14 protein-coding genes are annotated in these 19,199 nt (G+C 30.3%); 1 reads left to right on the top strand and 13 read right to left on the bottom strand.

Features of this window, described 5'->3' with window-relative positions; all coding sequences use genetic code 11:
* Positions 1-24: 24 nt before the first annotated feature.
* The 5 genes from AQ1685_RS04030 to dnaE form a co-directional block, all read right to left on the bottom strand.
* A complete protein-coding gene (locus AQ1685_RS04030) occupies positions 25-672 on the bottom strand; it encodes an HAD family hydrolase (RefSeq protein WP_231970247.1) in 648 nt (215 codons plus the stop codon).
* On the bottom strand, positions 659-1,984 hold the full coding sequence (locus tag AQ1685_RS04025) for a D-arabinono-1,4-lactone oxidase (protein ID WP_095069692.1): 1,326 nt from the start codon (positions 1,982-1,984) through the stop codon (positions 659-661). Before AQ1685_RS04025 ends, AQ1685_RS04030 begins: the two co-directional genes overlap by 14 nt.
* Before the next feature lie 667 nt (positions 1,985-2,651).
* Positions 2,652-3,317, bottom strand: a complete 666-nt coding sequence (locus tag AQ1685_RS04020) for a hypothetical protein (protein ID WP_095069690.1) — start codon at positions 3,315-3,317, stop codon at positions 2,652-2,654.
* A 31-nt stretch (positions 3,318-3,348) separates the two neighbouring features.
* Positions 3,349-5,241: a tetratricopeptide repeat-containing sensor histidine kinase gene (locus AQ1685_RS04015; RefSeq protein WP_095069688.1), complete on the bottom strand. Its 1,893-nt coding sequence runs from the start codon at positions 5,239-5,241 to the stop codon at positions 3,349-3,351.
* 10 nt (positions 5,242-5,251) lie between these two features.
* Complete coding sequence (gene dnaE / locus AQ1685_RS04010) at positions 5,252-9,586, bottom strand: DNA polymerase III subunit alpha (RefSeq protein ID WP_095069686.1); 4,335 nt, start codon at positions 9,584-9,586, stop codon at positions 5,252-5,254.
* A 150-nt stretch (positions 9,587-9,736) separates the two neighbouring features.
* Here dnaE and AQ1685_RS04005 point away from each other — a divergent pair, with 150 nt between their 5' ends.
* Positions 9,737-10,741 carry a TlpA family protein disulfide reductase gene (locus AQ1685_RS04005; protein WP_095069684.1) on the top strand — a complete coding sequence of 335 codons (1,005 nt, stop codon included), beginning with the start codon at positions 9,737-9,739 and terminating at the stop codon, positions 10,739-10,741.
* A 35-nt stretch (positions 10,742-10,776) separates the two neighbouring features.
* Here the strand turns inward: AQ1685_RS04005 and AQ1685_RS04000 are convergent, their stop codons facing one another.
* From AQ1685_RS04000 to AQ1685_RS03965, 8 genes are all read right to left on the bottom strand, one after another.
* On the bottom strand, positions 10,777-11,631 hold the full coding sequence (locus tag AQ1685_RS04000; RefSeq protein ID WP_095069682.1) for a 5-oxoprolinase subunit C family protein: 855 nt from the start codon (positions 11,629-11,631) through the stop codon (positions 10,777-10,779).
* Positions 11,624-12,361: a 5-oxoprolinase subunit PxpB gene (pxpB, locus tag AQ1685_RS03995; protein WP_095069680.1), complete on the bottom strand. Its 738-nt coding sequence runs from the start codon at positions 12,359-12,361 to the stop codon at positions 11,624-11,626. Before pxpB ends, AQ1685_RS04000 begins: the two co-directional genes overlap by 8 nt.
* Positions 12,345-13,064: a 5-oxoprolinase subunit PxpA gene (gene pxpA / locus AQ1685_RS03990; RefSeq protein ID WP_095069678.1), complete on the bottom strand. Its 720-nt coding sequence runs from the start codon at positions 13,062-13,064 to the stop codon at positions 12,345-12,347. The genes pxpB and pxpA overlap by 17 nt, the downstream gene beginning before the upstream one ends.
* A 1-nt stretch (position 13,065) precedes the next feature.
* On the bottom strand, positions 13,066-14,292 hold the full coding sequence (locus tag AQ1685_RS03985) for an Nramp family divalent metal transporter (protein WP_095069676.1): 1,227 nt from the start codon (positions 14,290-14,292) through the stop codon (positions 13,066-13,068).
* A complete protein-coding gene (locus AQ1685_RS03980) occupies positions 14,285-15,403 on the bottom strand; it encodes a DUF2891 domain-containing protein (RefSeq protein WP_095069674.1) in 1,119 nt (372 codons plus the stop codon). The genes AQ1685_RS03985 and AQ1685_RS03980 overlap by 8 nt, the downstream gene beginning before the upstream one ends.
* A gap of 253 nt (positions 15,404-15,656) precedes the next feature.
* Positions 15,657-16,064 carry a hypothetical protein gene (locus AQ1685_RS03975; RefSeq protein ID WP_095069672.1) on the bottom strand — a complete coding sequence of 136 codons (408 nt, stop codon included), beginning with the start codon at positions 16,062-16,064 and terminating at the stop codon, positions 15,657-15,659.
* A 168-nt stretch (positions 16,065-16,232) separates the two neighbouring features.
* Positions 16,233-17,615 (bottom strand): hypothetical protein, encoded by a 1,383-nt coding sequence (locus AQ1685_RS03970; protein WP_157730082.1) that lies wholly within the window; start codon positions 17,613-17,615, stop codon positions 16,233-16,235.
* Positions 17,616-17,872: 257 nt separating this feature from the next.
* The gene (locus AQ1685_RS03965) at positions 17,873-19,075 is read right to left on the bottom strand and encodes a hypothetical protein (protein WP_157730081.1); all 1,203 of its coding nucleotides are present in this window, start codon (positions 19,073-19,075) and stop codon (positions 17,873-17,875) included.
* Positions 19,076-19,199: the final 124 nt, after the last annotated feature.

The following is a 19,199-nucleotide window of genomic DNA, read 5'->3' as shown; positions in this document are numbered from 1 at the left end:
TTCGTTTAAAATTAATAATCTCCTTTAAATTAATAGATCAAAAGCTTCTTTCAAATTTTCAAAGACTTGACTACTCCCTGCTGCTTTCATTTCTTCAACTGAATACTTAGAAAGTATTCCAATCGGTTGCATTCCAGCAGATTTTGCCGCTGCAATTCCTGTTAAACTATCTTCAAAAACCCATAAATCTTTGAAATCACCTTCAGCAAAACCTAAAGCTGTAGCTAAAGTTATATAGGCTTCTGGTGCCGGTTTTGGTTTCTTATAATCTTCTACTCCAAAAACTACAGGAAAATTTAAATCTAAATGTTTTATCGATTGTCTCAAGAATAATTTTGTTGCATTACTAGCGATTCCATAAGGAATTTGATTCGTCGATAAATAATCTGTAAAATCAGTAACACCTGGTAATAAATTTGGAACTTTAAAATATAATTCTAAATGTTTATCCTTCAGAAAAAATAAATCTTCAAACTGATCTCCTTTGCCAATTTGTTCACAAAAATACCTTGCTATTTTCCTTGGAGATTTACCAACATGACTTTTCGGATACGGAGCTATTTCTTCATTGAATAATTCCTTAAATGCTGATGACCAAGCAGAATAATGACTTTCAAAACTATTTACTACTACTCCATCAAAATCAAATAAAACTCCTTTAGGCATAGGCATGTTCAACTACTTTTGCATTAAATAAATCTGTTAAATACGGATTTAAAAATTTATTTGTTGGATCTAATGTTTCTCGTAATGCTTTAAAATCATTCCATCTTTCATATACTTTAGAAAGCTCTGCATCTTTTGCTTTAAATCGTTTTCCCCAGTGTGGTCTTCCTCCATATTTTAAGAAAATTCTCTCTACACTTTTAAACGCTTCATAAGAATCGGCAGTTGCAGCATTTCTAGAAACACATCCCATAGTTACAGTATCTTGACCGTAGGCATAACTTAACCAAGATTTGTCTTTGTATACAAAACGAACATCCATAGGAATATGAATAAACGATTTGTTTGACCATTTATTAATTTCTCTTTTTAATTCTTCAAAAACTTTAGGAAAAACATCAAGACTGATGGTCCACTCTGCTAATTCTAAAGTGGAACCTCTAGACTTAGTAACTGTCGCCTGATATAAAGAACCTTTATGTTCTTTGGTAGCTCTAAAAAAGCCTCGATATAATAACTTGTTTGCTACAACGGTAAACCAAGGGAAAATATGAGTATACTTATATAGAATTTTAGAAGCTTTTCTTCTATGTTTTAAATAATCTGGACCCAAATCTTCTTTTATTTCTGTATTTGTATCGATTTTATCTCCTGTGATTACATATCCTTTATCAGTATGTGGTAACCATAACACTCTTAAAAAATCATGTTTCTTTAAACGCTCCTTGATTTTTGGTAACCACTCTGAATCACTTTCTGGATGTTCTTTAACATGAAGTGTGTAAATTTCTTCGCATGAAAAAGTAACGGTAGAAAATACTCCTAAAACTCCTAATGAAACGCGAACAGCATCCATTAACTCTTCACCTTCATTAATCTCTCTTATAGAACCATCGGCTAAGACTAACCTACAATTTGTTACATACTCACTCAATAACTTACCACTTGTACCATGAGTTCCTGTAGCTAAAGCTCCACCTACAGTTACTGTATTAATATCTGGTAAACATGGAATACACCAACCCTTTGCTTCTACTGCTTCTAATAAATCTTTCAGTAATACACCAGACTGTACTGTTATCGTTTTATCAGAATCATTAAATTCTAATATCTTATTGTAGGCAGTAATATCAATTAAGGTTTCTGTTCCTGCTGCAATATCTGCTGAGGATTGCTTACTTCCAAAAAAACGTATTTTTTCGCTTTTGGCAATAACTGTTTGCAACTCCTCTTCTGTTTTAATTGTATATAAAGATTTGTAGTTGTATTTTAAGTTTTCATTCCAACTAACCCAAACTCCGTTTTTATTTTGTTTCATGATTATATAAAAATGTTAAACAAAAATACAATGTTTTATTCTTATAAATGTAAAATTACTGTAAAACCTCAGGAGAATTACACTATTTATAATAAATGCATCTTGACTTTTTCTATTTCATAAAAAAACAGTCAAAATTCATCCATTTTTCTGTCTCTTTTTTCAATTTCTAACTTCATTAATAGGCTAATAGTTAAAACTAAAATTTCAATTTATGTTCATCTCAATAAATCATATTATTCTTTTTTCGCCATAAGGTTGGTAAATGTCAGTTCGAGTGAATTTGACGAATGTTAATGAGAACAAATTTATATCGAGAACCGTTTTGGTTACTATTTCTCGATACAAAACAAACCTTCGCTATGCTTCGATTTATTTCACTTAAAGTGACAAAAAAGCAAAAATCAAGATGGATGATATGATTTGAAAGCTTTTAGTAAACGTTATTCCGAACTCGTTTCGGAATCTTAACAGGTCATTCATTATGAGAATCTGAAACCAGTTTAGGTCTAGGTTAGAAATATAATTTATTAACTTAAACTAATAATCTATAAAACCACTTGGATCAAATTCTGAATCGACTCGAATGAAAAAATTCATATCAAAATAATCATTAACTTCTTCAAAGATTTCTAATAATAAATCAAAAGAACTTTCAAATAAATATTCAACAAAAAAAATAATCTTGAGATGAAAAATTAGATTCTATAGTAAACTTTGATTTTAAGTTTTTAAAGAACTCTGCATTAAAATTCTCTAAAAGAAAAATGTTCCCTTTTAATTGTTCTATGATCTGAATTGCTTTATCAGGCTCTTTTTCTATAAGTTCTAAAATAGTATTATCTATTTCTTCTAGCTTAGTTTTTATCAGATTTCTTGTATTATAACCTTTTTTATTATGAACAGTTCTATTAAATAAAGAAATCCAAAAACTTCTCTTATATAAACTTAAAGAAGAAAAACTATTCCGCATCATTCTTCTGTAACTTCCTTCTGTTGGAATATCTTGATATACTTCTTTTAAAAATGAGATAATAAAATAATAACTATCGTGATCTATTCTATAAGTAAAAAGCTTCTCAAAATCATGATTACATTGGTATGAAGAAAAATTTTTTCCTGTTTCAACTATTATAAGTTCTCTAACAGGAGCCTTTTTATCTGCTTGTAGATACTTCTTTTTTAAAACTAGAACTTGATTTAATAGTAAATCAAAAAATGTAAGTTTTAATAACTTTTTTAAATCTCGTTTTGGATAGATTAAGAATTCTATTTCAGCAGGTTTGAAACTAGCCATAAGTTTCAATGTCTGATCTTCTTCTAATAAATTCATATTCTTTTTTTTCTTTTTCTTTTTCAGATTGCTAATTTAATGGTATTAAAATTTGGGTTTTAGTTCCTTTTCCTTTCTTTGAATTAATTTGTAAATCTCCTTTTAAATTATCAATTCTTAGTTTCAAGTTACTAATTCCAATTCCATCAATCACTGAATCCACATCAAAACCTTTTCCATTGTCTTTTACAATGATTTCTAATGACTCTTTTTCTATTTGATTTATATTTAAATCCACTTTAGTTGCACTAGCATGTTTGATTATATTATTAAGTAATTCATGGATTATTCTATGAATATTTATTTTTATTTCATTAGAAACTTCACTCCAATTTACACTAGGATCAGCTTGAATAATACAATCGAACTTTCCTATTTCTGATTTCTTTTTAATTAAGTCTTTTATCAAATTAGAAAAATCTACATCCTCAACATCAATAGTTAATTTATGAGAGACTTCTCTTATATCTTTTTCTATATGCTGTAACTCAAAGAGTAAATCCTCGAATTTTTTTGACTCCTCTTTTTTAACTTCAAAAAAACCTAAGCCTAAACGGATTCCAAAAAGTTTCCCTAAAATCCCATCATGCAATTCTTTGGATATTCGAGTTCTTTCTTCTTCTTTTATTTTGATTCTTTTTAATTCTTCTGTTAACAATATTTTTTTCTTCTTGACTCTAAACAGTATCAGGCTAAAAACTAATCCTAACAAACTAATAATAGAAAGTAAAACTATAATTATATTTCTTTGTCTTATTTTTTCTATTTCAATCTGTTTTTTTTCTATATCAAACTTAAGTTGTTTGTTTTCTTTTTCTTTTGTTTCCCTATCAAACTTAATTTGTGCAAATTGATTTGTTATTCTTCTTTCTTTTGCTAATAAACTTGCATTAAGTTTAATGTATTCGTATAAATATTTTTTAGATTCTTCTCCTTTGGTTAATTCTGATAATGAAAAAAGAGCTTCTAAATGTCTTTTATTATTTTGAGAAATTTTAGCGTAATACAATGCTTTTTCTGCATTTTGTTTAGCTTTTTTTAGATCATTAAACTTTTTGTAATAATCAGAAATATTAATATAATTAGTTGTTAAGGATTGTAGCTCTCCATTTTTCTTATTTATTTCAACTACCTCGTAGTATTGATTAATGACATTTTTATAATTTCCTATAAAAAAATTACTACAAGCTAAATTCTCTAGCAATAACGCATAATTAGCTGAAAAACGATACTTAATACTGTCGTTTATTTCATTATAAATAGCTAAGCCTTCTTCTAAATATTTTATAGCTTCTTTGTTGAGATCTTGCCGCTGATATGTAAGAGCGACATTATTGTATATATGTAAATTACTTGTAGTTTTCCAAATATAATCTTCATACAGTTGATTTGTTCTCATTGATTTAAAATGAAAATAACGAGATTTATCAAATTGATTTAACTCTCTGTAAGCATTCCCTAAACCATTATAAACAGAGGATAAATATTTATAGGATTTTATGGGTTTTAAATAAAGAATAGCCTCTCTTAAAGCTAATTCACTACCTATAAAATCTTTAACTCTTCTTTGTAGGTTACCAATGCTTAATAACCTTCTTCCTACAGCCAGAGAATCTTTAATTAATTTAGAAATATCTTTAGACTTTACATAATAATAATAAGTACTATCTTGTTTGAATTCTAATTTTGTTTTTAAGGCTTTAAAATGGTAATACTTCGCTAGAGAAAGAGAATCATTATACTTAAGATAATATGTTTTTAACAGTTCTGTTTTTTCTTTTAACAAAACTGTATCCTTACTAAAATAGGCTTGTCTTCCCTTTTGAATAACACTATTTCTAGTCTCTTCATCAAGTTTCTTTATCTTTTCTTGACTAAAAAGAAGAATAGGAATTATTAATATTAGAATTTGTAACTTTTTCATTTAGAAAAAACTAATTCAACTTATAATTGATATGCTCTTCATCAAGCTTTGCTAAAAACTCACTAGTGATATTAATCTTCGTAGTTCTACTAGGTATGTCTATTTCTAATTTTTCTTCTACATCATAAATTACAAAACGTAGCGAATGTGAACCAGAATTTAATACACATAGATGTTGGAAATCTTTTATAAAATCTTCTTTAACATCTTTCAATGCCAATTTTATGGTTAACTTCTTACACATCTTTTCCATAATATCGTGTAAGAGTAAGAACTCTGTAAATCCGACTCTAGGATCTCCTTTTACGCCTTCTTTATTCACCCAACCTGGCTTTACCATAGTTTTTATATACAAGAAAGAATTTGGTACTAAAAAGTGTTTGAAACGTAAATATTCTTCTCCAAAGATCCTAAATTCAAAACTATCGTTATAATCTTCAATAATAAACGAAGCCCAACCTTTTCCTGCTTTAGAAACACGGTGCTGAACATCTGTAAGAATACCTCCAAAGGTTATCGCCATACCTTCATATTTCGCTAAGTCTTTAAAGTAACTCACATTACCATTACAGAACTTTAATTCGTTTTTAAAATCATCTAATGGATGCGCCGAAATATACATTCCTACGACTTCTTTCTCCTTAGCAAGTAATTCCATTGTTCCCCAAGTATCGCACTCAGGAATAATTGGCTCTGGTAAATCTACTTCACTTGCTTCTCCAAATAAAGATACCTGAGAAGAATTCTGATTTTCCTGATATTTATTTCCGAAACGAATCGCTTTTTCTAAAAACGTTTGTTCCTTTTCATCTCTAACATAATATTGCGCTCTGTGTGCATTTGTAAAAGAATCGAATCCTCCAGCTAATACTAATCCTTCGAAAGCTTTTTTATTCGCTACACGTAAATCTACACGTTTTGCAACATCGAAGATTGAATTATAATTTCCGTTTTCTTTTCGTTCATCAATAATTGCTTTTACAGCTGAAGCTCCTACTCCTTTAATAGCTGCCATTCCAAAACGAACTGCTCCTTCTTTGTTTACAGAGAATTTAGAATACGATTCATTTACATCTGGACCCAATACTTCTAATCCCATACGCTTACACTCTTCCATAAAGAACGATACTGTTTTGATATCATTCATGTTATTAGAAAGTACAGCTGCCATGTATTCTGCAGGATAATGTGCTTTTAAATAAGCAGTTTGATAGGCAATCCAAGCATAACATGTAGAGTGCGATTTGTTAAAGGCATACGATGCAAATGCTTCCCAGTCTTTCCAAATCTTCTCTAAAGCTTTTTCATCATGTCCATTTGCTTTTGCCTGATCTACAAACTTCGGTTTCATTTTTGCTAGAACTGCCGCCTGCTTTTTACCCATAGCCTTACGAAGTACATCGGCCTCACCTTTGGTAAAATCTGCTAGTTTTTGCGAAAGTAGCATTACTTGCTCCTGATATACCGTAATTCCGTAAGTCTCTGCTAAATATTCTTCCATTGCAGGAAGGTCATATTCGATTTCTTCATCTCCATGTTTTCTTCGGATAAAAGAAGGAATATATTCTAACGGACCTGGACGATATAATGCGTTCATGGCAATAAGATCGGCAAATACGGTAGGCTTTAATTCACGCATGTATTTTTGCATTCCAGGAGATTCGTACTGGAAAATACCAACGGTTTCCCCTCTTTGGAATAATGCATATGTTTCTTCGTCATCAATAGGAAAATTCTCGGGATCGAGTTCTACTCCATGACGTGCTTTTACAATCTTAACTGTATCTTTAATTAGGGTTAATGTTTTTAACCCCAAGAAATCCATTTTTAGTAATCCTGCACTTTCCACAACCGAGTTATCGAACTGTGTTACGTACATGTCAGAATCTTTAGCTAAAGATACTGGAACGAACTTGGTGATATCATCTGGAGTAATAATTACACCACAGGCATGAATACCTGTATTACGAACCGAACCTTCTAATACAACGGCTTGATTAATTGTATTCGCTTCTAATCCTGCTCCTTGTGCTATAGCTTTTAGCTCGTTTACATTCTCTTTTTCTTCTGCTCTTAAACCAGCTACTTTCCCTTTACTCTTTTCATCTTCACCAAAAATATTTTTTAGCTTGATTCCAGGAACAAGTTTTGCTATTCTATCTGCTTCAAATAAAGGTAAATCTAATACTCTGGCTGTATCACGTAACGAAGATTTCGCCGCCATAGTACCATAAGTAATAATTTGTGCTACCTGATTGGCTCCATACTTTTCGATTACATAATCCATTACACGACCACGACCTTCATCATCAAAGTCAATATCGATATCGGGCATGGATACACGTTCAGGATTTAAGAAACGCTCAAAAAGTAAATCATACTTAATAGGATCTATATTGGTAATCCATAAACAATATGCAACTACAGAACCAGCAGCAGATCCACGACCCGGACCTACGGAAACTCCCATTTCACGTGCTGCGCGAATAAAATCTTCTACAATTAAGAAATAACCAGGATATCCTGTTTTTGCAATTACATCTAACTCAAAATCTAATCGCTCTGTAATCTTTTCAGTAAGTTCACCATAACGAATTTTAGCTCCTTCGTAAGTTAAATGACGTAGATAATTATTCTCTCCTCGTTTACCACCATCCACTTCATCTTGTGCATCTTGAAATTCTTCGCCAATTTCGAAGGCTGGTAATAATACATCACGTGCTAAGGTGAATGCTTCTACTTTATCTACAATTTCTTGAATGTTACTAATTGCTTCAGGAATATCAGCAAAAAGCTTTTTCATTTCTTCAGTAGACTTGAAATAATACTCATCATTAGGTAAACCATAACGATAACCTCTACCTCTACCTTTTGGAGTAGCTTGTTTTTCTCCGTCTTTTACACACAATAAAATATCGTGTGCATTTGCTTCTTCTTTTCCTAAATAATAGGTGTTATTGGTCGCAACAATTTTAATCTCATGTTTTTTGGCAAATTCCAACAACGTACGGTTCACGGCATCTTCATCTTCTTGTCCGTGTCGCATTAACTCTATATACAGATCATCTCCAAACTCTTCTTTCCACCATAACAAAGCTTCCTCAGCCTGTTTTTCACCAACATTTAAAATCTTATTTGGAACTTCACCATATAAGTTTCCTGTTAAAACAATAACATCTTCTTTGTATTGTTTTACAATCTCTTTATCAATTCTAGGCACATAATAAAATCCATCAACAAAAGCCGTTGATGACATTTTAGCTAAGTTATGATACCCTCGTTTATTTTTCGCTAATAAAACAACCTGATAACCATTGTCTTTTCTTGTTTTGTCTTTATGATCTTCACAAATAAAGAACTCACAACCCACAATAGGTTTTAATGGTGTTTCAGCAGATTTATTATGATTGGCTACAGCAGACGTAAAATGGAATGCCGCCATCATATTTCCTGTATCTGTTAAAGCAACTGCACTCATGTTATCTTTTGCAGCCGCAGCAACTAATCCATTAATTTGAATGGTAGATTGTAATACCGAGAATTGAGAGTGGTTATGTAAATGCGCAAACTGAACTCCTTCTAATTGTGCTAAACCTTCTGAAGTCGACTGAGCATTTCCTTCACTTGAAGCAGCAGCTTCACGCTTTCTAATTTTATCACTTTCTGCTTTTAAGTTTAAATGTTTTAAACCAATAAGCTGAATCGGCATTGGATTCGTTTCAGAATACTTTGCGTAGTAATCTTCTGGAACATCTAATACTTCTAACGGATAATGTTTTAAACGTAGTAACTCTAAAAAACAACGTGTTGTTGCTTCAACATCGGCCGTTGCATTGTGCGCTTCGTTAAACCCCACACCAAATAAATGTTGATGTAACTCTGTTAAGGTTGGTAGTTTAAATTTACCTCCTCTACCTCCGGGAATTTGACACATGGAAGCTGTTAACTCGGTACACGTATCTAAAACAGGTAATTCAGTTAAATTATTTTCAACACCTAATCGATGGAATTCACATCCCATAATATTCACATCAAAACCTACATTCTGACCAACAACAAACTTTGCCTTTTTTAAGGCTTCATTAAATAAATCTAATCCTTCTGCAAGACCAATTCCTTGTTCATTGGCTAACTCTGTAGAAATACCATGTATACGTTCTGCATCAAACGGAATATTAAATCCATCGGCTTTAATTAAGAAATCGTTGTGCTCAATTAAATTCCCCATTTCATCATGCAACTGCCAAGCAATTTGTATTGCTCTAGGCCAGTTATCAGTATCAGTAATTGGCGCATTCCAACTCTTAGGTAAACCAGTTGTTTCTGTATCAAAGATTAAATACATTCCGTAAAATTGATGTGATTTTTAGAGTGTAAATTTACGATTTATTTTAGCAATAATTTTTTATTTTATTCACTATGATTTGAAAGAAATCTCATATGTAAAGTTTTTCTCTTATTTTTACTACTCCAAAATAATTATAGCCCTAATCTCATGAAAAAAGTTATTTACTTACTGTGCTCAGCAACTTTATTTTTTTCTTGTAAAAACAACGACTTTGTTAGTTTTTCTGGAAAAATAGAGAATAAGAATTCTGATTCATTAGTAGTAGCAAATCCTCAAAAAGGATATCAAAAAACAATAAAGGTAAATGAAGACGGAACTTTTAAAGATACTTTAAAAGTAAGCAACGGTTTCTTTTCTCTTTACGATGGAACAAATTATGCAACTGCATATTTTAGAAATGGAGATGAAATTACCATGAATATTAATGCTGCCGAGCCTAGAAAATCAATTTTATTTGCTGGTAAAGGAGCAGCTGAAAGCAACTTTTTATCCATCTCAGCTCAAAATCAGATTGAGTTTAATACTGGTGTAAAAGAAATGATAGAATTACCTAAGGATGAATTTGATGCTAAATTGAATACTTACGTTTCTGCATTTAATACTAGATTAGAAAATAAAGTTTTAGATACAGCTTTCGTAAACATTCAAAAGAAAAATATTGAAGGTTTAAAAGCGCAACTAGTAAAAATTCATAGTGACAAACTGTATTTTAAATCAACTTTAGGTAAAGGAAAACCTTCTCCTAAATTTAAAGATTATGAGACACCAGATAGAACGCCTATGTCTTTAGATGATTTTAAAGGAAAATATGTGTATATCGATGTTTGGGCTACTTGGTGTCAACCTTGTTTAGCTCAAATTCCTTCTTTACATAAATTAGAAGAAGAGTACAAAGGAAAAAATATTGAATTTGTAAGTATTTCTATAGACAAGAGAGATGATTATTTTACTTGGAGTGATATGATAGAAGAGAAAAACTTAGGCGGAGTTCAATTATTTGCAAATGAAAATCAAGATTTTACTAAAGCATATCGTATAGATAATATTCCTCGTTTCATTTTAATTGATCCAGAAGGAAACATTGTAAGTTCTGATGCTCCAAGACCATCTAACCCAGCTCTTAAAGATTTATTTGCTGAGAACGGAATTTAAACAACTAATAAAAATACAATATTAACACTCCATTTTTAATGGGGTGTTTTTATTTTAAAACATATTGTATCTTGAGTAATTTTCTGTGCTAATTGGTTTATTGCTTGTGATGTTAGTTGTAAAACTCTTGGATAGCCACCAGTAACTTGACAATCGCGCATTAATACAATTAATTTTCCTGAAGGTGTTAATTGTACTGTTCCTGGTATAACTCCTGACGACAACATAGCTGGAAAATTATTTTCTATTGTTTCTTCCAAGAAATAGCCCATTCTACTGTTATTTGCTGATATTTTAAAGTCTGTTTCTAAGAGTTTTTTTCTTTGTTTTAATGAAAGTAAATCGAATTCAGGTCCTATGTAGCAATTCAATATTGGACTTGTAAAATGAAGTGAGTTTATATTAATTCTTGCATGAGCCTCATAGTTTTCTTCATCACTTTCAAAAAATGGAATTTCATCTCCTTTTTTTAACACGTTTTGCGCTGTTATTCCTTTATAAAAACTTTTACTTCCTAAAACTGTATCCACATCAAAACCATTTGAAACAGCAAAATATGTTCTCAATCCGTATTCTCTTTTCCCGAAGGATAAAACATCACCAGCATTAACTGTAATTCTTTTATTTGTTTCAATAGAACTTTCATTGATTTTTGGATTAAAATCTGCTCCTGTAATACTTATTTGAGTTCGTTTTAAAAATTCAAATTTTGCGCCACCAGAGGTAATTTCAATGGTACTTGCATTCTGATTATTATTTAGAACCGCATTAGCTAATTGATGTGCATATAAATCCATTGCTCCAGAAGTTGGAACTCCATAATGTGCATAACCAAATCTTCCTTGATCTTGAATCGTAGAAAAAAAACCTGGATGTAAAACTTTAAGCATGCCATTCAGTTTTGTGTAGTTCGTAATTTCCTTCTGATATGCTTTGTTCTAGTGAAATAAATTCTTCTTTCGTAATTGACTTAAAACAAATTTTATCTCCCGCTTTTGCAAAACAAGGAATCGTTTTATTTACATTAAAAAAGTTAATCGGAGTTTTTCCTATAATTTGCCAACCTCCAGCACTTTCTTCAGGATATATTCCTGTTTGTTTTCCGCCAATTGCAACTGCTCCTTTTGGAACTTTTAGTAAAGGTGTTGCTTTTCGTTGTATGAAAAGTTTAGTATTCAACCCTCCTAAATATAGGAAACCAGGTAAAAATCCAATAAAATGTACAGTATATAATGTTTTACTATGCATATCGATTAATTCGTCAATTGATATATTTAATTGTTTACTCATTTCTGGTAAATCAAATCCGAAATCGACATGATAACACACGGGAATTTCCCATATAAATTTAATTTCTTTTTTTACTTCCCCTTTTTCAGAATAGATTTTTTGGAGTGCTGCTATTTCAGTAGAAAAATCTATAATTTCATCTTTGTATTTAATAACTAAAGAAGTATAACCTATGATAAAATCTTGAATTTGATCTATTTTTTTATCGAGAATTTCATTTTTAAAACTTGTGATTTCATCTATCAAAGAAGGTTGGACTTTGCTATTCCATTCAATTAAAATTGCTTTTTCTCCTAGTCGTTTAAATATTAAATTATCTTTCAAACTCATTCAACATAGCATTTATGTAAATCAACATTTGAATTGCGTGATCGTTATCTCCATGCACACAAAAAGTATCTGCTTTAATATTTACTACCTCTTCTTGAATTGAAATTACCTCCTCTTTCAGAATCATTCTTTCTAACTGTTCCCAAGCTTTGTTTTTATTTGAAATTAAAGCTCCTGGTAAATTTCTAGACACCAATGATAAATCATTATTATAAGTTCTATCTAAAAATGCTTCAAATTTTACTTTAATATTTCTTTCTTTGGCTAAGTTTAAAATTATAGAATTGTATGGTGCGTACAAAAACGCTTTAGGTAATTTTTTTTCTAAAGCATTTAAAACAATATTAGCATAGTATTCATCTTTAGCTGCGAAATTATATAACGCTCCATGAGGCTTCACATGATGAATTTTTATACATTGTTTTTCTGATCTTTTAATTAATAATTCAAGTTGATCTTCTATACTTTTTTGAAGTTTTTCCTTGGAAATATCCATTAACTTTCTTCCGAAGTTTTCTCGATCAGGAAATGAAGGATGTGCTCCAATTTTCACTTTATACTTTTTTGCTAAAGCAATGACATTATCTATAATTTCAACACTTCCCGCATGAGCATTACAAGCGATATTGCATGAAGAAATTAACGGCATTAATTTATCTTCATTATTTATACCTTCACCTACATCACAATTAATATCTATCATTTTAAAATACCTGAAATACTTTTAAAATACTCTTCAATCCTAAGAAAATAGTAAACGCTAAAATACATAGTCCAATAAAATTTTGGAATTTCGTGTTTTTAAACTTTCCTAAAATATTTTCTTTATTCATTACCCATAATAAGATTCCTGCTATTAGTGGTAATAATAACCCGTTTGCTACTTGTGCTACTTTAATAATTTGAATTGGTTTTACACCTAAAGAAGAAAATAGAACACCTAATATTAGAATGAAAATCCAAACTCCTCTAAACTCTTTCGATTTTAAATCTACATTCCATCCTAAACAACCTTTAGTTACATACGCTGCGGCCAAAGGAGCTGTAATTGCAGAAGTAATTCCGGCAGCAAATAAACCGATCGCTAAAAAGTATTTGGCTAAACTACCATATAAAGGTTCTAAACCTTTTGCTAAATCGGCAGCATTAGTAATTGTATTTGATTGAATTGCCGCAGCAGAAATAATAATGGCCATAGACACTAAGCCTCCTAAAAAAATAGAAATCACAGTGTCTTTTTTAGCAGCTCTAATATCTTCTTTGTTATTCCATTTTTCTTTTACCAAAGAAGCATGTAAAAAAATATTATAAGGAACTACAGTGGTACCAATTAAACCTATAACGGTAAGTAAACCTTTATCTGGAACTTTAAAAAGAAACATTCCTTTTATAATTTCAAGTACATTCGGTTTGGTAATTATTGCTGTTGTAACAAAGGAAATACTCATTAATATCACGAGAGTCACCAAAGCTTTTTCTAAAAACTTATAGTTTCCGATATATAACAGTATGAATGCTATTACACCAATTAAAACACTTATAAAATTAATAGAAAAAGTTCCGCTAGAAAACCTCCATTGCCCTAAAACTGTTTCTAATCCAAGTACACCTCCACTAATATTTCCAGCTTCATATAATGAATTTCCTACAACAATAGCCACAAGAATTAAAGCTATAAGAATATTTTTCACAATAGGATTTTCAATTTCATTTCTAATAACTTCAGATAATCCTTTTTGAGAAATGATTCCTAAACGAGCTGCCATTTCTTGCAAAAAAATAGTTGCTAGAATAGAAATTACCATAGCCCACAATAAGCTAAATCCGAAATTTACACCAGCTATACTACATAAAGTAACTGTTCCTGGACCAATAAAAGCAGCTGCAACTAAAGTACCAGGACCAATATTCTTAAACCATTTTTTAATCATGATTTACGGAGTTTAAAGCATAAATAGCGAAACTACCTAACCAATGTCCGCCTTCATAACTATCTCCAACAAGATTTGGTAATGAATAATCAATATGTTCTTTAATTAATACTTTTAAGTGGTTGTATTCTGGTAAATCTTTAATTATAGTGGATAACGCCCAAGCTCTTGAAAAATTCACACCATCTAAATGTACTAACTTTCCATCTTTTCTATCTGAAACTTCTCCAACTGGAAATTCAAAATTTTCATCTGATAATTGAGGCAGGAATTTCTGTAACCAGTCTTTGAACAAATCTTTAGATAAAACTCGTTTCATAATTGCTGCTTCTTGTAAACATGGTGATAAGAAATCATAACCACTTGGCTCCCATGTTATCGGGCAATTTTGATCTTTTAAATAGAACTCTTTTGCTCTAGTTTCAATTAATAATTTTAATTCAATATTATTTACCGTATTCGCATAATCCCATGCAAAAGTTAATCCGAATGCTGTGTTTGTGTGTTCCCCTACTCGAATTGGATATCTTAATTTTGGTAAAAATTGAATATATTTTTTTACCATTAAATTTGTTAATGGTTGTAAATTTTGTTCTAATTGTTTTGCAACAGGATCATTCCATGTATACAATTCTTCTGCAAGTTTAAGCAGCCAAGCCCAACCATAAGTTCGTTCATAACTCTTATTATATTTACCATCGAAATAAGCTACTTCTTTTTCTATATTTTCTTTGGAAATATTCTGAAGTAATTGTTGTTTGATCGATGCAGCATTTTCTAAATTCGGAAATTGTTTTAATAAAGAAACCAAACTCCAATGTCCATGAACAGAAGAATGCCAATCGAAACAACCATAAAATGCTGGATGTAATTCTTTAGGTGATTTTAAATCGTTATCACTTCCAATTGTTTGATTCAATTTATTAGGATATTCTACATTTATACAGTGAACTGGCAATGTAGCTAACCTGTTTGCTTGATTTAAATTTAATTTAGGTAATTCGACCACTACAGTTGTTTTCTTTTTTGGAATTGCTTCTTTTTTTGTATCACTTTGTGAATTGCACGAAATAAAAATTAAGAAGACACTTAAAATTATGAAGGGTTTCATGTATAATTAATTTGATTGTTATAAATGTACTGAAATCTATTTAGTTTTATTTTAAAATTGATTTCATCTTAAAAAATTAACTACATGTTTTTAATTCATTCGAGAAAAAGAACTTAGACTGAATCTTATTATTTATGGGTAATAACTGGAGTGATTTTTATGGTAACAACTTGAGACATACTAATAAATTATGAGTTACTTATGATTAAATAATAATAACTACTTTAGTATCAGATAAGGTTTTCATTATACTTTAAAACCCAAAAACAAGGTTGATATTAAAATCACTCTTTTTAAATAATTCTCTAGTCCAACGAATTTCTTTATCTATATCTTTAACGATTTGATGTGCAACTCCATCATAACTTTCTCTACCATCATCTCCAAACAAACCTTCTATTCCTTTTTTCTTTTTTTTCCAGTTTTTGAAACTATTAAATAAGCTTTCTTCTATTAAAAGCTTTTGATCAAAAAATATTCTTGAGTAAAATCTTGAACTCGCATTTATATCTTCGCTTTCCGAAGAAGCGTTCAGATTTAATTTTAGTATACCTATTTGACTTATAAATTCTTTATCTGAAGTTGTCACAACAGTTTCTTGCGCAAACAGGAATCCAGCAACAAAAAGATTTATTGAGATATTAAAAAGTAGTTTTTTCATCAACGACATAAAAATCTTTCACCTTTTAAAGCGACGAAGATACCTAGATTACAACTACATATTCTATTAATAAACTCTTAAATAATTTCAACTTTTAATTATTTATTCTAATTCATAAAGAACATGAACCATAAAAAAACCTCACCATTTGGTGAGGTTAAATTTTTATTACTTCTTTAATAATTCTTCTATTTTACTAAGTCTTTCTTTTAATTGTTGATTCTCTTTTTCTATTTTTTTGATTTTATTTTCTTGCTCTTTTAAATCTTTATTTTGCTGAATGGTGTACAATGTTAATTCTTCTATTTTCTGTAATAATTTCGCATCCATTTCTCCTAAAAAGAAACCATCTTTTTTAACCTCTTCTGCTGATGGAATATTAGCCAAATGTCCATTTTCTTTAATCTGATTTTCTACTTCTTGTAGTGTTGGTAAATTGTACTCTTTTTTGAATACATAATCCGGCCAATTTGTCTGCAATTGTACCTTTACTTCCTCAGAAATCACCTTCCCTGCTACAGCTAGTTTATATGCTGATGGAATATCTGTAGTTCCTATGCCTACATTACCACCGTTTTTATTTAGTATAACATCATTCGCTAGTTCATTAATATAAAGAGGTTTTGAGCCATGAGATTGAATCCAAGAATAATCATTATTGACCCCCATTCTTAAATTTGCCCCTCCATCTCCTAGCAATCTTATAGCTCCTATTCCATTAGAATTTTGAGATTTATACTTTACAGTTAATTTTCCTGAAGGAGAAACTGTTCCAATACCAACATTACCATTATTTAAATTCATGACCATTTGATAATCTGTTCCATTTGCAGTTCTGCTTTTATCATAGCCAAAAAAGCCAAAAACATCTCCGATTCCACCAATATTAACAACATGATCACTAGCTGTCTTTTGTCTAATTAGAGTTTGATAATTTCCTTGTTTTTGTTGTGTTGCGTTAATTCCTCTGTAATCTGTTTTTCCCATGATCCATGTGCTTTGACGTGGTTTTAAATTAATCGCATTTTCAAAATTAACTCTACTATTCACTTTAACATAATCTCTAGTTTCATTATTAGGAACAGTCATTGGTGCTGTAACTGAAATATTTTTCGTGTCGTAAGGATGTAAACTCATTCCTTTAACAGTTATATTTAAAACATTCTGCGTAGTTAATAAATGGTAAATAGGAATACGAAGATTTCCATTAACAAATTCAAATTCCCCTATCTTCCATTCATCTCCAACAGGACCAAAATTTGTTGGTACTTCAGATGCTTTTGAAAAGTGACCAGTAGCACCTGGGTTTTTTCCTATTTGAAAACGTTTGGTATACTTACCAGTTGTTAATCTGTAAGAATAACCTCCAGTAATAGTTACTTCCACCCAACCCCAAAGTTTCGGATCTCCAAAATTAACATAGACTACTTGATTTTCTAGTTCATTTCCAAAATATTGAGTTGATGCATTCCACTCAAAATTCTTCTCTTGTCCGTAAAATGTTGTTATTTTGAAAACAAACAACATTAATATTAACAATGACTTTCTCATAAAATAAATTTTAAAATAATTGTAATTAAACATAGCTAAAGAAGGAAATTTCTTTTCCACAATTAGCAATTTACTGCAAAGATAAATACTTATAAATAAAAAACTCGCTAAGTGCGAGTTTTTATCTGATCTTCAATCAATAACAAAATTAATTATGATAATTTTTGCAGTAACAACTAATATGCTAAAAGTAATTCAATGAAATTATTAACTTTTTACTTCCTAGCACTTCGATGTACTCTTAATCATCGTTCTTTTTATTTACTTTCTAATTTCTCTATTCTCTGTTCTAGCTTCTCAATTATAGAAAGTAATTTTTTGTTACTAGAGTTTTGTTTTTTGATTTGCTTCTCTTGCTTCTTCAACTCTTTCTCTTGTTGAATTGTATATAAAGTTAACTCTTCTATTTTTTGTAATAATTTCGCATCCATTTCTCCTAAAAAGAATCCATCCTTTTTCACTTCCTCTGCTGATGGAATATTAGCCAAATGTCCATTTTCTTTAATCTGATTTTCTACTTCTTGTAGTGTTGGTAAATTGTACTCTTTTTTGAATACGTGATCTGGCCAATTTGTCTGCAATTGTACCTTTACTTCCTCAGAAATCAACTTCCCTGCTACAGCTAGTTTATATGCTGATGGAATATCTGTGGTTCCTATGCCTACATTACCATTCTCTTCTATTCTTAACCTTTCAGTTCCTTTCACTTTAAAAAGTAAACTATTATTATACGATGAAAAAGAATTGGTAGTGGTATATACATCTTTATTAAAAATAACTGCTTTTCTATCTGTATAAATATGTGCCCAAGAAGCGTTCTGAGCGCCTAAGTCTAAATAGCCATGATCTGTCTTTACTCTTAAAGCTCCTCCTCCTGAATTTCCTCTTATTGCCCCTATTAAATGTAGTTTTTCTTTTGGAATAGTTGTACCAATACCAACATTCCCTTCATTATTCCAAACTCCTTTAGCAAATTCAACATCTCCTGCAAATTTATTTCTGTAAGGAACGATTACTTCATTTGTCCCTGAAGGTAATTCATCTAATATTGACCAACCTTGAAAATGACTATCTGTTAGTTTAAGTCCTCCTGAATACCCTCTAACAGCAAATCTATTATAATACTGTTTATCATTGATAAAAATAACAACCTTCCCATTTTCATTGTATAACTTTATTTCTGGAGTATATCCTCCATGTGATGAAAGTGTTGGATTATAGAAGTTATTCTTATAAACATACCAATTTAATAGTAACCCGATAGTCCTTTTGCCTCCATATTGATATCCTTCGATAATCAATGTTGGCATTTGAAAACCATTAGCATAAGGAATATTCGTTTTAATTTTAATTCCATTTACTGGAGTTCCATTAAATTCATAGTTAATAATTGGATTGTAATTTTGAGCATGTAACATTAAACCTAAAAGGAATAAAGTAACGGTGAATAACTTCTTCATAAAATAAATTTTAAAATAATTGTAATTAAACATAGCTAAAGAAGGAAATTTCTTTTCTACAATTAACAATTTACTACAAAGTTATACAATTAAAATAAAAAAAACCCCGTCGAATGACGAGGTT

This window comes from Tenacibaculum jejuense, from assembly GCF_900198195.1.
In the GTDB taxonomy this organism is placed as follows: Bacteria; Bacteroidota; Bacteroidia; order Flavobacteriales; family Flavobacteriaceae; genus Polaribacter; species Polaribacter jejuensis.
The sequence above is the reverse complement of the archived record's forward strand: the minus strand, read 5'-3'. Positions and strand labels throughout refer to the sequence as shown.

Bases quoted from the DNA above. Each gene is read 5' to 3' on its own strand.
- AQ1685_RS04030 (WP_231970247.1), bottom strand. From the start codon at position 672: ATGCCTATGCCTAAAGGAGTTTTATTTGATTTTGATGGAGTAGTAGTA.
- AQ1685_RS04025 (WP_095069692.1), bottom strand. From the start codon at position 1,984: ATGAAACAAAATAAAAACGGAGTTTGGGTTAGTTGGAATGAAAACTTA.
- AQ1685_RS04020 (WP_095069690.1), bottom strand. From the start codon at position 3,317: ATGAATTTATTAGAAGAAGATCAGACATTGAAACTTATGGCTAGTTTC.
- AQ1685_RS04015 (WP_095069688.1), bottom strand. From the start codon at position 5,241: ATGAAAAAGTTACAAATTCTAATATTAATAATTCCTATTCTTCTTTTT.
- dnaE (WP_095069686.1), bottom strand. From the start codon at position 9,586: ATGTATTTAATCTTTGATACAGAAACAACTGGTTTACCTAAGAGTTGG.
- AQ1685_RS04005 (WP_095069684.1), top strand. From the start codon at position 9,737: ATGAAAAAAGTTATTTACTTACTGTGCTCAGCAACTTTATTTTTTTCT.
- AQ1685_RS04000 (WP_095069682.1), bottom strand. From the start codon at position 11,631: ATGCTTAAAGTTTTACATCCAGGTTTTTTTTCTACGATTCAAGATCAA.
- pxpB (WP_095069680.1), bottom strand. From the start codon at position 12,361: ATGAGTTTGAAAGATAATTTAATATTTAAACGACTAGGAGAAAAAGCA.
- pxpA (WP_095069678.1), bottom strand. From the start codon at position 13,064: ATGATAGATATTAATTGTGATGTAGGTGAAGGTATAAATAATGAAGAT.
- AQ1685_RS03985 (WP_095069676.1), bottom strand. From the start codon at position 14,292: ATGATTAAAAAATGGTTTAAGAATATTGGTCCTGGTACTTTAGTTGCA.
- AQ1685_RS03980 (WP_095069674.1), bottom strand. From the start codon at position 15,403: ATGAAACCCTTCATAATTTTAAGTGTCTTCTTAATTTTTATTTCGTGC.
- AQ1685_RS03975 (WP_095069672.1), bottom strand. From the start codon at position 16,064: ATGAAAAAACTACTTTTTAATATCTCAATAAATCTTTTTGTTGCTGGA.
- AQ1685_RS03970 (WP_157730082.1), bottom strand. From the start codon at position 17,615: ATGAGAAAGTCATTGTTAATATTAATGTTGTTTGTTTTCAAAATAACA.
- AQ1685_RS03965 (WP_157730081.1), bottom strand. From the start codon at position 19,075: ATGAAGAAGTTATTCACCGTTACTTTATTCCTTTTAGGTTTAATGTTA.